The 14176-nt window shown below is 66.2% G+C and carries 4 protein-coding genes and 1 pseudogene; all 5 read right to left on the bottom strand.

Annotated elements, in window-relative coordinates:
- Positions 1 to 1004 precede the first annotated feature (1004 nt).
- Positions 1005 to 1256 (bottom strand): annotated as a pseudogene (locus tag ACZ63E_RS33930) (DUF6881 domain-containing protein); the annotation flags it as partial.
- A gap of 29 nt (positions 1257 to 1285) precedes the next feature.
- Positions 1286 to 2134 carry an HYD1 signature containing ADP-ribosyltransferase family protein gene (locus tag ACZ63E_RS33925; protein ID WP_465340293.1) on the bottom strand — a complete coding sequence of 283 codons (849 nt, stop codon included), beginning with the start codon at positions 2132 to 2134 and terminating at the stop codon, positions 1286 to 1288.
- An 89-nt stretch (positions 2135 to 2223) separates the two neighbouring features.
- The gene (locus ACZ63E_RS33920) at positions 2224 to 2706 is read right to left on the bottom strand and encodes a hypothetical protein (protein ID WP_465340292.1); all 483 of its coding nucleotides are present in this window, start codon (positions 2704 to 2706) and stop codon (positions 2224 to 2226) included.
- 13 nt (positions 2707 to 2719) lie between these two features.
- On the bottom strand, positions 2720 to 12007 hold the full coding sequence (locus ACZ63E_RS33915) for an RHS repeat-associated core domain-containing protein (RefSeq protein ID WP_465340291.1): 9288 nt from the start codon (positions 12005 to 12007) through the stop codon (positions 2720 to 2722).
- A 98-nt stretch (positions 12008 to 12105) separates the two neighbouring features.
- Positions 12106 to 14010: a tachylectin-related carbohydrate-binding protein gene (locus tag ACZ63E_RS33910; RefSeq protein ID WP_465340290.1), complete on the bottom strand. Its 1905-nt coding sequence runs from the start codon at positions 14008 to 14010 to the stop codon at positions 12106 to 12108.
- Positions 14011 to 14176: the final 166 nt, after the last annotated feature.

Genomic DNA, 14176 nt, shown 5'->3' with positions numbered 1-14176 from the left:
TTCATCGCAGCATCCCGACGACCAGCCAAGCCGCTTGGAGGATCTTCCCGCTGATCTCATGGGCGTGAATTCCACTCGGCTACCAATCCGCCAGCGCGAGAACCAGCTCGAGGCCCGGCGGTCGAGCCCGGTGCCTCATACCTCATTCGAAGGTACGTCGCTTCAGTTCCGGTTCGACAATCGTGTCAAGCGTCCGACAAACTCGTGCAGACAGAGAATCTCGCCGCCAACGCGGATTGACCTACTCAATACGGTAAGCGAAGCTCCGCGTCGCGCATCATCACTTCATAGGGGGCCAGTTGACTCTTGACAACCGCAACGATCTCACCGAGAGCCTCGCCAAGGTCACCATCCTGACATTGCTCTCGCAGATCACTAGTTCATCGACTACGAACTACAACTGCTTCAAGGAGTCATCCTGCACCAAAGACCCGGATACTTGCACTCCTCAAGCTGAACCAAGGCGTGATTACCACGGCGACCGTAAACACTGGCAACAGCCTCGCTAATCGAACCTCATTTCGGATAGAAGGAAAATAAATGGTTCACCATCAACCAGTTTTCCCTCTGAGCATGTCAACCCTATTCCAGTTATGACGTAATTCCAGCCGGAGAGTGGAACCCGCGTTCCCTGCAACCCCGGGAACCCGCCACAGAAATCGGCATCCCTGGGCTCACGTGGCCCACGCCCAGCCTGCTTGGCAGCCGCCTCGGCGGCGTCGTCAGCCTCCTCAGCAGCCTTGCCGACCTCCAGCGGAGCGAGCTCAAGCTCCGGTTCGTGGACAGAGTCCGGATAGTTGATCGGGCGCTCATGGAACCACGCGCAGATGCCCTAATATGAGCCGCCGTAGCGGCACCAGGCAGGTGACCGTCGAGATCGATGGCGCCGAACAGTTCTGGGCACCGTGATCCACACAGACGGGATCATCCCGAACGGGCCGCTGCATATTCAAGGAAGACCCAGCGGGTTTCCGTCGACCGACAGCCCCAATTCAGCGATGACATCATCCAGCGGTGGCCTGATTCCACACCGCTTCGAAAATATCGCGATCGATCATTTTTGGAGTGAACTCCGCTTGCCGAGCGATCTCGGCGAGGACAGGCACCGGAAGTTCGCCGAGCACGGTATTGCCGATCGCCCCCTCAGGCCCAGCCCAGTCGTGCCGACCATCGAGATAAACCTCAACCTTTCGGATTTCATACCGTTCGGCATCTAGCTCACTGTACAGCAAGATTGGATCTTCGCGCACCTGGTTGTGCCATTCGACCTAGATATACTCCACCATTAGTTCCTTCCCCACCCTACAATTCTGCGCGTCATGTCCAATGGCGTATCTCCTGGCACAACAAAAACGTTGTCACGACCCTTCACTACGTTGAGTCCCCTCACGTCAATCTCCACATAATGAGTGAACCTTGAACCCTGAAACGGAATACCAATGAAACAACGCGATAGTTGAGCGCACGACAATGTTCCTGGAGTAATATCGGAGAAGTACTGGCCATCGCCAAACTTGGCATCCTTCGGGTTCGATGCCTTCAGGGAAGGACGTAACTCACCACTCTCACGTATACCCACTTGACCTGCTTCGTCAGCGTAATAAAACAGCGTCGGCCCCGGCGATCCACCTGCCAAACCGGGGAGACCGGCTCGCCCGGCACCTGCGACCGCCTGTCCGGCCTCGCGCGCGCCGCCGGCCGCAGTCTTACCTATCCGCGCGCCCGTCTTTCCAGCGGCCGCCGCCCAACCAACGAACGGGACCGCTGCCGCTGCGGAGAGACCAGCGTTCAGGTTGTCGCCCTCGCCCAGGTACCACAGCCCGTTCGCGCCATCCGCCACCTCGCCCGCGACCGGGACATACCCAGCCAGATCGAGCAACTGGTGACCCGCATCGGCCCAGCTGTCCGCAGTGACCAAACGCCAAGCCATTCCGAGACCGCTGAGCGGAATCAGGTTCATCAGCTGACTGACCTGGCCACCGAACCCCGAACCCTCGCCCGGCCCGGACGGAGCCTGCTCGGACACCGGCGCCTGGCCGACTGTCCGCACCACCGGGTTCTGACCCGTCACCGCCTGCGTGATCTTCTGCGTGTTCGGATCCTTGCCCGTTCCCGGACGGCCACCACCGGACACCGCATCCCCGCCACTAGTAGGTTACGGTTCCGCCACCAGTCGATCGTCGAGGCCGTATCCGGAACAGGTCGACACAAACAGGCTTAGGTTCAACCTGCCATCGCTGCCTGCAACTCGTCACGCAGGAATTCTAAAAAACCCGATAAATCAGTGGCCACCACAGAAAGTCCGACCTCATCAACGTCATAGTCTGTTTCCAAGAAAGCCCCAGCGGATAATCGATATACTCCACGACCGTTCGAACTCAAGGCAAAGAGTTCTCCGCCGCCGCTCGACCCAAAGACAACGATTTCGTCGCTCACAGCACCAACCAACCGAGTCGGCTGCTGCCCCTGAAGACCCGAAACCACCTGTTCAAGCGAATGAACAAAGTAGCCGTTGACGACGTCGGGCAGTGACACTTCTTCTATGACGGCATAGAAGTCGACTAGATCCCGCGGCATTTCGACTTCGAATAGCTCCACCGGAGAACTATCCGCCGTCACCTCCAATACTGCCACCTCATTATCCTCGGGCGGATAACCAAAGCGACTTTCAAATGACTCAACAAAGCTTGTTAGCAGGGAGTTCATTTCCCTAGCCCAGTTATTTAGATTCTCGCCAGTAGTAGGCACCGTACCCCCTGTCTATTTGCGCAGCGAATTCTTCGATCTGCGTCCGGGTCGCATACGGGTTCAAGTTCTTGAACCACTTCCACTGGTTGGTAATCTCCTGGTGCACGTTAGCACCACGTGAGTTCATCCTGGATCCTGGCACGCCGCGCATGTTGGACGGAGCATCAAAGTCAAAGTCTTGGAAGTCCGGATGGCTGCGATACTCTTGGGGGATCGCGTGATGCGCATCCCAGTCCGACGGCAGCCGTTTGAGCCCATCCCGACTCAGCTGCGCCTGGAAACGGCCACGGTAGTTGCCAAGATCGATCGTCGGCGATTCGGGCGCTTTACCCGGAGGCGCGACCCGAGGCAGGTCCTTGGCCGCGGCACCTGCCTCTTCGGCTGCCTTGCCGACACGTTTCGCGGCCTTGCCTGCTGCCGCAGCCCAGCCGACGAAGGGTATCGCTGCCGCTGCGGAGAGACCAGCGTTCAGGTTGTCGCCCTCGCCCAGGTACCACAGCCCGTTCGCGCCATCCGCCACCTCGCCCGCGACCGGGACATACCCGACCAGATCGAGCAGCTGATGGCCGGCGTCCGCCCAGCTGTCCGCCGTCGCCAGCCGCCACACCACACCCAGGCCGCTGAGCGGAATCAGGTTCATCAGCTGACTGACCTGACCTCCGAACCCCGACGCCTCGCCCGGCCCGGACGGAGCCAGCTCGGACACCGGCGCCTGTCCCACCGTCCGCACCACCGGGTTCTGACCCGTCACCGCCTGCGTGATCTTCTGTGTGTTCGGATCACCGACCACCGTCTCCGCCACCGCCGACGCCGGCAGGTTCGGCGACGACGACACCGGCGGCTTGATCCCACCACTGCTGCCGTACACCGGCTGCGTCGCCGCCTTCGGCACCGGCAACGGGTTGTTCTTCGCCGCCGTCTGACCGGCGGCCCGGTAATCGATCGCCGGCGGGCCACCGTGGCCCGCACCCGTGCCCTTCCCCTTGCCCGCTCCCGGACGGCCGCCACGGCCCGGACCGGTTCCTGGGTTCGTACTGGTCCCCCAGCCGTCACCAAAGACGTCCCACGCACTGAACGGGTCATAACCCTGGTTCGGCGGAGCGAGCTGAAGCTCCGGTTCGTGGTTGGAGTCCGGGTATCGGATCGGGTGATTGTCGAACCACGCGCAGATGCCGCCCATGACCAGGCCCGTATAGCAGTACCAAGGTAGGTGACCGTCGGGATCGACGGTGCCGAGCGGCGTTCCGTTCCCGTACGTGTAACGGTTTCCCCCGATCGAGGGACTGCTCGGCAGGTCGATGTCGTCCCGGGCTGTGAACGTTCCCGTCCCCGGGGTGTACCAGCGGGCGCCCATGTCGACGGCCCCGGTCGCCGGGTCCGTGTAGTCCGACTGATAGCCGAGCGAACCCGAAGTGCCGGTCGAAGCGACGCGCTCACCGAACGGTCCGTACGTCGTCGATCCCGTCAACCCACCCGAAGGAGCCGGGTCGAGGCCTCCCACGACATCAAGATGTGTGTCCGTCAGTGCCAGCTGCTTTGAGCCGGAGGCAGTCCGCTGGGCCAGCAGCTCCCCACCGACGCCCCGAGCGAACACGTTCGCGCCGTCGGAGACGAGGTCCCGGCCATCGCCGTCGTACTCGAAGTTCTGCCCGTTCCGGCTCACCGTCCGGTCGAGGCCGTCGTACGCGTAGGTGCCGTCACCGTGCTTGGTCTGGCGATCGAAGGCGTCGAAGGCCGACGCGACCGTGCCGGCCGAGTCGGTCCGAGACGCGAGCGTCCCTCGCGGTTCCCAGGTGAACGTCGCCGAGCCCTCGGTCAACTGGCGGTTGCGCTCGTCGAACGTCGACACCGTGCCGCCGGCTTTAGTCCGGTTGCCCGCCGCGTCCCAGCCGTACTGGGTCTTGGTCCCGTTGGCGGTCCAGGAAGTCAAGCGCCCCGCGAAGTCGTATTCGTAGGCGTTCGCCTGCGTGCCCGCTGACCCGGCCGCGCTCTTCGAGGTCAGCTGGTCGTTGAGGTCGTACCCGTAGCCGATGGACGCGAGAACGCTCCCGTCCGCGGCCTTGAGCGTGTCCGACGCCGGACGGCCGAAGTCGTCGTAAGCCATCGTCCGCTTGCGGTTGCCGTAGCCGACCTCCGCCGGTGCGCCCGCCGCGTCGTAGCCGATGGTCTGGGTGACGCCGGTCAGACTGTCGCTCTGCGTGGCGAGGCGGCCCCGGTCGTAGGTGAACGAAGCCGTCCCCGCGGCGTCGGTGCGCTGCCGCAGGCGGCCTGCCCCGTCGTACTGGTACGTCGAAGTGCCACCGACCGGCCCCGCGGTGGTCAGCAGCGCACCTCGGTCGTTGTAGGTGAAGACGCGGTCACCACCAGGCGTGTCCACGGTCTGCAGCCGGCCCGCCAGGTCGTAGCTCCGCCGGTGCGGTGCCGTCGGCTCGGCCGCGCCGGCGCCGGTCTCCCCGGTCAACCTGCCCAAGGCGTCGTAAGTCCGCTGCCTCGAGACAGCGCCAGGAACGAGAAGTGAAACGGGTGCACCGGCGAGGTCGTAGCCGGTGGTTCGCGTCCTTTCCGCCGGCGTCGGATCCGCGGCGGTCGGGGGTTCGATCACCGACTCGGGCAGTCCGAGCGAGTTGTAGGTCCGGATCGTCGCGTTCCCGCGCCCGTCGGTGACGCGCGTTTGCTGCCCGGCGGCGTCGTAGCCGTAGGTGCTCGTGATCGTTTCGGTGGCCGACACCGGCTCCTGCTGCTTCACGAGCTGCGACGCGTTGTCGTACTCGTACCGAGTGGTCCGGTTGTACGGATCGGTCGTCGAAAGCAGGTTTCCGACGGCGTCGTAGGCCGAGGACGCCTTGCGCAGGATGTGCCCCGCGGCATCCAGGTCGTAGACCCCGGTGTTCCGCCCCGCCGGGTCGATGCTCCGGAAGACCGTGTGCCCGCGGCCGTCGGTGGTGCGGACCTGGTTGCCGGCGAGGTCGTACCCGAACTGCGACACGACGTCGGCCGGGTCGGTCCTGCTCGTCAGTTGCCCGATCGCGTCGTACTGGTACCGCTCCACCTCCCCCGTCGGCGAAGTAGTGGTCTTCAGGTTCCCGGCGTCGTCGTACCGCAGTTTCGTGGTGTAGGCCGCCGGTTCCGGCCGCCTCTCGAGCTGGGTTCGCGTGATCGGTCGTGCGAGATCGTCGTATGTCGTCTCGGTGCGGGCACCGGTCGGATCCGTCATCGACAGCTGATCACCCGCGACCGTGTAGGAGTACCGCCAGGTGCCTCCCGCCTGTTCGCCGGCGTCGGCCTTCGGGTCGATCTTCTCGACCAGGCGGCCGAGCTGGTCATACCGGTAGCGCGTGACGGCGCCGAGCGGCCCGATGGTCGCGGTGACGTTCCCCGCGGGGTCGTACTGAGTGCGCGTGACGGCCTTGGCGCTCTGCTCCTCGCCCGGCTTGCGATACCCGGGAGACGCCGACTCGGCAACCCGGCCCGCGCGGTCGTAGCGGGTCGTGCTCACCTGCCCGGCCGGATCACGGACGTCGGTGCGCTGCCCGAAGGTGTCGTACCCGACGGTCACCTGCGGGCGAACCTGAACAGGCGCCGCGCCTCCCGATTCCGCCGACACGGCCGCACCGGTCACCGAGGTCTGCAATCCGAGCTTGTCGTAGCCGTAGGTCGTCGTGAAAGGCGCCGGGTCGGCGCCGGGGAGGTTCCCCCGCGCGTCGGTGGCCGAGGTGACCAGGCCACGCTGGTCGAACGTCCACGAGGTGGTGAACTTTTCCGCCTGACGGTTGTAAACCGTGTCGCTGGTCCTCCGGCCCGCGGTGTCGTAGCCGTATTCGGTCCTCTCGACTCGGCCGGGGTCGATGAGCGAGCTGTTGGAGCTCAACCCGGTGTGCGTGATCTTCGTCAGGTCCCCGGCGGTCGAGTAAGTGAACTCGCTCCGGTTCGCAAGGCCGGTGGGGTCCGCGGTCTGCGCACTCCGGCGGCCGGTCGTGTCGTACTCGTAGGTGGTGATCCGGCCGCCCGGTGTCGTCTCCTTCACGACGTTCCCAGCTGCGTCGTACGACAGCTCGCTCAAGGTGATGGTGCGTTTCGCGGCGGCCGGGTTGTCCGGATCGGCCACGTCGGCCGCGATCGTCTTCCACAGCCGGTCGTCGGTGTAGTACTGGTAGCGGGTCGTCCGTCCCATGGCGTCCGTCTGCCGAACGAGCCGTCCGGAGAAGTCGTACGCGAAGGACTGCAGGACCAGCGAATCCTTGAGAACGCCGTCGCCGTCACCGTCACCACCGTCGGTGGCGGCATCGGTCGCCTGACCGTGCCACGACCGCAGCCGGACTTCGGCGATGGCGTTGCGCGCGGTGTAGGCGTACTCGTACTTGTTACCGTCGGGATCGACGAGCCAGGTGCGGTTGCCGAAGGCGTCATAGCCGACGAACTGGCTTCCGCCTTCCGGATCCGTCACCCGGCTCGGGCGGCCCGAAGCGTCGTACTCCGTGGTGGTGACCCGGCTCGGGTCACCACCGGTAAGGTCTCGTTCCTCCACTCGGGTGACGTTTCCGTCGGCGTCGTACGCGGTCGCCTTCTGTGCCGTGTGCGTGACTCCCGTAATCGAGTTGACCGAGCCCGGGCTCGTGATCGACACCTGACGCGAAAGCGAGTCGTAGGCGTACGTCGTGGTGAGTCCGCCTGGGTTGGAGTCGCTGGCCTGCGTCTCGGTCTTCTTACGACCGAGGACGTCATAGGTGAAGGTGGTCGTGAGTCCGGCGGCATTGACGATCTTCGCCAGGTCTCCGTTCTGGTAGTACGAGTAGCGCACCACCCCGCCGCGAGGATCCGTGGTCTGCTCGATCAGCCCGCGGGGCGCGTTGCCCCCGCCGACCGCGGCTTCTGTTCCGTCCGTGTAGACGTGCCGGACGACACCCCCGTCGGGCGTGGTCTGCGACTCCAAGAGCCCCGCGACCATGCCGCCCGTGTAGGTGTAGACCGTCGCGTAAGCCGGGTCGTCGGCGCTTGCCGAACGCGCGTCCCGTGCCGTCAGCACCTTGTTGTTGCGTGAGTCGGTGAAGTCGGCCGTGTTGACGTAGTAGGTGTAGTAGCTCGTCTGGCAATTGCCCGGAGCGATGCGGCAACTCTTGCGCGCGACGATGTTCCCCTGCTCGTCGTGGGTCAGGACGACCTCGTTGCCCAGTTCGTCCCCGATGGTGGTCTGGAAACCCTTGTCGTCGTAGTCATAGGTCCTGACGCCGAGGCCCATGACCGGACCGCCGACCCACGTACCCCCGCCGACAGGGCCGCCGCAGAAGCCCGGTGGCGCGTCCGGCGGGCAGCCGGGGACAGGCGGCGGCGCCGGATTGCCGACCCCGTCACGCCGGTCCTCCGGCCGAATGCCGAGGCCGAGCGGCGCGACGTAACGCAGGATCCGGCCGCGGACGGGGTCGAAGTCGTAGAAGTGCAGGCGGTTGCCCGGATCCGTGACTGCGACGGTGCGCACGATGTTCGTGGCGGTGCCCGTGACGATCGGAGACACGATCTTCCAATGGCCGCCGTTGCGGTCCGTGAACTCGCTCAGCCGGTCGGCGACCTTGTCGTACTGGAGCTGGGCGGCGGTCCGCCCGCTCGGCAACGTGATCTCCGAAAGATAGTCCGCCGCCGACCGGGCACGGAAGTGCGCCTGAGCCGCAGTCTGCCCCAGCGCGTACTCGTAGTAGGCGACTTCGTCGATCTGGCCCGAGAAGTATCGCCGGGACGAGGTGCCCCAGGCCGGCCAGCCGGACGGACTACTGGCGTAGGCCGCGCCGATCTGGTTGAACAGCAATTCGTCGTGGGTGATGTCGCCGTTGAGGCTGCCGACTTTCCGGCCGTCGAGGAACAGCGCCTGCGTCGCCACGGAACCCGAGAGCACGACGTGGTGCCACTGGTCGTCGTTGACCGTACCGACGCTGGTGATGGGGGCCGCGGTTCCGGTCCAGAACTGCCCACGCAGCTTGCCGTCGGTGCCCACGTAGAGCAACGGAACTCCGGTGGCCGAGGTGGTCCCCAGTGCCGACTTCTGGTAACCGGCCAGCGGACCGCCCTGGCTGGTCTTGAACCAGAGCTCGACGGAAAGATCGCGGTTCTTGCGGAGCGTCCCGTCCGGCACCGTCATCGTCGACGTGGTCCCGTTGAACGCTGCCGCGGTGTCGGCCGACTCGGCCATCGCTCCGGACACGCCCAGCGTGACGTCCTGGAGGGTGGCTTTGTCCTTGCCGAGATTGGTGGTGACCTGGCTGCCCGCGGCGGTGCCGCCCGGCTCGCCGAGCCGCCAGTACGACGCGGGCCGGGAATCCGTGACGGAGCTCCGGTAGTGCGAGCCGGTGACCTGGTCGTAGCGAGTGCACGCACCGTTCGGGTCGCAGACCTGGATCAGCTTGTCGCCGTCGTAGCCGTAGCTCCACGTGAGCTGCCTGCCGTCGACCAGGTCCGTGCTCACCGACGAAACATGGTTCCCGCTGTAGGTGAAGTAGAAGATCCGGTCACTGGTCCGGCTGATCACCCGCTTCAGGTGGTCGACCGTGCCGTAGTCGAGTTCGACGTAACGACCGGCCTGGTCGTAGACGGCGATCAGGCGGCCGTCGGGCCGGAACCGGTATGCGGTCTGCTCCTGATCGACCAGCACCCAGCCACCGCCGGCGCCTTCGACCTCGGCGCGGAAGTTCGCCGGCCGTCCCTCCGGCGCCGCGAACGAGCCGTCCGCATTGCGCCCGAAACGAATCTGCTGCCCGTCGGCGAGGGTGACGACGACATTGCCGGATCCGTCGTCGTCGGGTGTGACGCGCATGTCGTAGCGGGTGGACCAGCCGGCGCCGAAGAGCAGGTCGCGCCGCGGGTCGAGGCTGTTGTAGGTACGGGCGATCGAAAGTTCCGGCCCGGTGACAGTTGCTGTCGCGTCGACGGCGCTCGAATGGTAGTTCCCCGTCTGCGGGTCGAAGTCCGTCTGACTGCCGCTGTAAGGCGCATTGGCCAGGTGCGAAGTGATCTCCGGCTGCGGTACAGCGGTCAGGAGGTGACTCGGCGGGAGCTGCTGGCTCTCGGACGTCCCGTCGAACGCGAAGGCACGCCACTGGTAGTCCTTGCTCCAGCGCAGAGCGCCGGCGGGCACGGTCCAGGTCCGCTTCGGCACGTAGCCCGAGTTCGTGCAACCGATTCCGGTCTGCGTGCCGTCGGAGTTCTGCTGGTACTTCTCGCAGATCTCGAAGCGGTACTTGAGGGAGCTGTTCGGTGGCGCGTCGACGTCGACCGCGTCCAGCCAGAGCTGCGGGGTCAAGGTCGGCGCCGAATAGCCGTTCGGCGGGTACTGGGCTTTGACCACCGGTGGGACGTCGACGACCTTCAGCGCCAACCTGATCGGAGCGATCTGCTCGTCGGTGAACCACGGGCCGCCACGGCGGAGCATGCTGAAGTCGAAGAGGTAGTCCCCCGGCTCGATCGCCTTGATGGTCGCCTCGAGCGTCACCGATGCTCCGCGCGGGACGTCTCCGGGCAGAGAGGCTGCCTCGGTGGACGCGACGACCGCGCCCGACGTGCGGAAGGCCCGGTAGCCCAGTGCGTAGCCGCTCGCGTTCCACGTTTCGGCACCGCGATTGGTCACCGTGATCTTGATCTTCCCGTTCTGGGAACGCGTCACCGGTGGGTCGACGGTCGCCGATTCGATCCGGTACTCGGCGTCGTAGATCGAGTGCGTCACATAGAGCTGCGGCGGGTTGGCGGTCCGGTGGCCCGCGAACTTCTTCCAGCCGTACGGGTCCGTCTCCGAGCCGCGGATGGTCAGACCGTAGTTCGGTTGTGCACCCGTGGCCCAGCGTTGGACCAGGTCACGCCCGGCGTCGCCGAGGTTCAAGAGCTCGTAGGCGGCCGGACAGCTCGATCGCGTCTGCCCGCGGCCGATGTACCCGTGGGCGAAGGACGAGTCCGTGAGCGCGGGTCCGAACCCGGGACCGGGGTAGCCACCGCTCGAGCCCCAGGGCGAGGTAACGGCGTGAACGGTGAGCGGACGGGGCTGACAGGACCACGACCACGAGTTGGCCAGGTTGAGGTACGCGCCGAAGATCTTGTGGTTGCGCAGGCGGTCCTGGACCCCGTCGAAGGCGAGGTAGCTCGCGGCCTTGATCGACCCCGTCGTCCCGGCCTTCAGTTCGGAGCCGCCGTCGAGCCTGCTGCCGTCCTGGACGACCATGCTCGCATTGGCGGTCGAGGTGTCGACACTGGGATCGACTTCGACGGGGTACCGGCGGGCGGGATCGGTCAACCAGTTCGTATCCAAGTCCACCTGGAGGACCGGGCCGCTTTTCTGTTCGATGATCCGGTAAGTCACGCCGGTCGAAGTTGCGGGTTCGCCGGTGAGGGGGTCGCGAGAAGCGTCGGTCATGAAGCCGGCAGGGATGTGAGCGCGTTCCCGGCCGGCCTCGTCCAGAAGGGCGACCCGGCCTTCGATCACGGCCGGGCGAAGTCCCTGCAGACGGAGCGGGAAGAGCCAGGACCGGGGCGCGTCCGGCGTCCCCAACACCACCGTCTCCTTGAAACCACCGGGAACGACGTCGAGCCTTACGTCGGAGCCGGGCCGCACCTCCGGATACGTGAGCGTGCTCCCGGAGACGACGGCCGGAGACGGACCGGCCTGGGCGACCGAATACCCGAAAGCATGGTCCGCGTCGAGCCGGACGTCGACCAGGGGGGAACCGGTCCCGGTGGCCGCGAATTCGAGACCGACGGCATCGGCGGCGTTGCGCCAGCCGCCACCAATGCTGGGCACCACCGTCGTGTCGATCGGTTGGTAGCTGCCGCCGGCTGTCCGATAGTTGACGTCCTCGGCGTTGAACTGGGTCGTCAATGTGCCGTCGCTGTTGGCAAAAGTGCGCTCCTTCGCGGTGCGGCGCTCCGGAAGCTCTCTGCTGGTCGTGCGGTCGAACCCGGTGCGGCTCGTCGGGCCGGCGGTCACCCGCACCGGCGCGCTCGCCGGTCTACCGGCGCTGGTGATCGGCGGGTACTTGGACTGCAGGGATCGCGGCCCCGCGACATTGCCCGTACCGGCCGAACCGTCCTGATATCCGTCGGCCGAGCCCGGCTTCTGCTTGGGCGACAAGGCCATCGCGGCCTGCAGTCGTTCGACGTCGTCGAGCGATCCGGGAGCATCGAACCGCCCGGCGGGGCCGATGACTCCAGCGAAGAGGGCGAGAACCAGCACCACGAGCAGAGCTCGGCCGGCGTGTGGCCGGGGGGCGAAACGCGAGCGGACAGACATCGACGGTCACCTCGAAGATCGGGAGAACGGCGGATCGCGGGCGCGGGGCACCCTCGCGCGGCCCGGGTCGCCGGACCGCGCGAGGACTTTCCGATCGGTCAGAACTTCGGCTTCGGCGCGGGACCGCCCACGAACGCGGAGCGGTTGTCCCCGGCGGCACGAGTACTCAGGCCGGCAGCAACCGTCGACGAGTACACGTACGACACCCCGTCGGCATCACGGAAAGCCACGACGACACCGCCGGTGCTGTGCGACGCGAGTGCCGGATCGGTGACACTCTGGTACGACGCACCGGTGCGGGAATCCGCCAGCCGCTGCCAGCCGCGGTACGCGCTGCTGCCCGGAGCAACCTGCTCGGTCACGTAGACGTACCCGTCGTTGGCGCGGACCGCGATGTGGACCGTCCCACCCGGATCTGTCGCAGCCGCGGGCGCTCCGGCGGCGGTGACGCCGGCGAGCGGCTGCCAGGTGCCGGTGAATCCACCACTCAGTTCGCGCTGGGTCACGACCACGCCATCCGGCTGGACGGCGAAGACCTGCAGGTTCTTGTCCGGGTTGGCCACCGCGGCGGCCGTGGTCGTCCAGCCGGTTCCCGGAACGGTGGCCCACGCCCCCAGCGCACCGTCCAGGTAAGTCGCCTTCGTGTAGAGACCTCCGGTCGTGCGGGCGAAAACGTCGATCCCGTCCGGCTGCGGCACGACGGTGAGGTCCCGGCTCAATCCGGTCGACGGCAGCACTCGCCACGGCAGGAACTGCTTGCTCGCGGAGTCCTGCGGGCGGACCCAGAGCTTCCCGCCCGCGTCGACAGCGAACGCGTAGGACACTCCGTCACGTACGACGAGCCGGGCCGGACCGGGGGTCCAGCCTCCGAAACCTGCCAGCGCCGGCCAGCCGGTCGCTCCCGCGGTCTGGTTGCTGAACCGGGTCTCGCTGTCCTGACCGAGTGCGGCGACCTGCAGGCTGTCGTCCGACGCCCGTACCGCGCCGGGTACACCGGTGAATTCTTGATAGCCCGGCACGACGGCGAACTCCACGATGGTCACGTCGTCGGTGCGCTGTCGCCCGTGGACGAGCCGGCCGAAGTCGTCGACGTAGAAGTGCTGGATCTTGCCTTCGGTGCCCTCGATGAGGAGTGTCGCCGGGCTGGGAGTCACCGGCACGGCCGGGCGTGTCGGCAGGCCGGGGTTGACCAGCTTGCAGTCGTCGGTCGTGACGCTCAGCTGGTAATCCGTGCCGATCGTGCCGACCACCTTCGGGCCGGTCCAGCTGCCGCTGCCGAGGTAGCGGTACCACTTGATCTGACCGTTGTTCTTGTCCAGCGCATAGAGCACGTCACCGCCGGCGGAGGCGATCTGGGAGAAGTTCTGCCAACCGGCGCTCCCGACCAGCGTGGCGTATTCGATCCATCGCTGGCTCGCGGGATCGTATTGAAAGCGGTACAGCGCTCCGGCAGGCGTGCGAGCGTAGAAGACGCCGGCGCCCGCGCCCACGATCATGTCGTACTTGGCCAGGGTCCAGCCAGTGTCGATCAGCCGGCTCGTCCAGGCCTTCGTGGTTTCGTCGTAGCGCAACCAGGCGAGGATGTTGTCGTGGGACCAGTAGAAGTCACCAGTGGCGTCGACCGTGACGCGGTTCCGGTACTGGGGCAGGGTCACGCCGTTCCAGCCGGTGGCGATCTTCTGGCCGACGCCCCCGTTTTCCCAGCCGGTGGCGAGCCTGCGCTGACGAGTTACGTCACCGTTGTCCGAGATGGTGTACAGCCTGCCGTCGGGACCGGCGAGAGTCTTGCCCGTCCACGTGAAGCCGATCGTCGTCCGACCTGTCCAGGAGGTGGCGCCGGTCTCGGGTTCGTTGTGACGGTCGAGGTCCAGGTGGGTGTCCGGGAGAGTGTAGAAGACCCCCGCGCTGGCACGGCAGGTGATCGTGTCGGCCGCCGCGGCCGGGTCGGCGCCGATGGCCACCATCATGGCGAGCGTGGCGGCGGACACGGAGAGCAGGGCCACGGGTCTCCGTGTGAGTGGTCTCTGGCGCATGGATTTCCCCTCGTCTGGAACCGCGCCCGGACCGGCCGCCGTGTGCTACAACGGAGGGTCGGCCAAGCATCGGATGGTGATCGGCACGGCAGGATCGCCGGAAACGTGGACGGTGACGGCGGAGCCGGTCCACTGG

The sequence above is a fragment of the Amycolatopsis sp. NPDC104819 genome, from assembly GCF_055583145.1.
This window is presented reverse-complemented; position numbering and strand designations above follow the sequence as displayed.

Excerpts from the sequence above, each read along its gene's own strand:
- ACZ63E_RS33920 (WP_465340292.1), bottom strand. The coding sequence starts at position 2,706 with ATGAACTCCCTGCTAACAAGCTTTGTTGAGTCATTTGAAAGTCGCTTT.
- ACZ63E_RS33915 (WP_465340291.1), bottom strand. The coding sequence starts at position 12,007 with ATGTCTGTCCGCTCGCGTTTCGCCCCCCGGCCACACGCCGGCCGAGCT.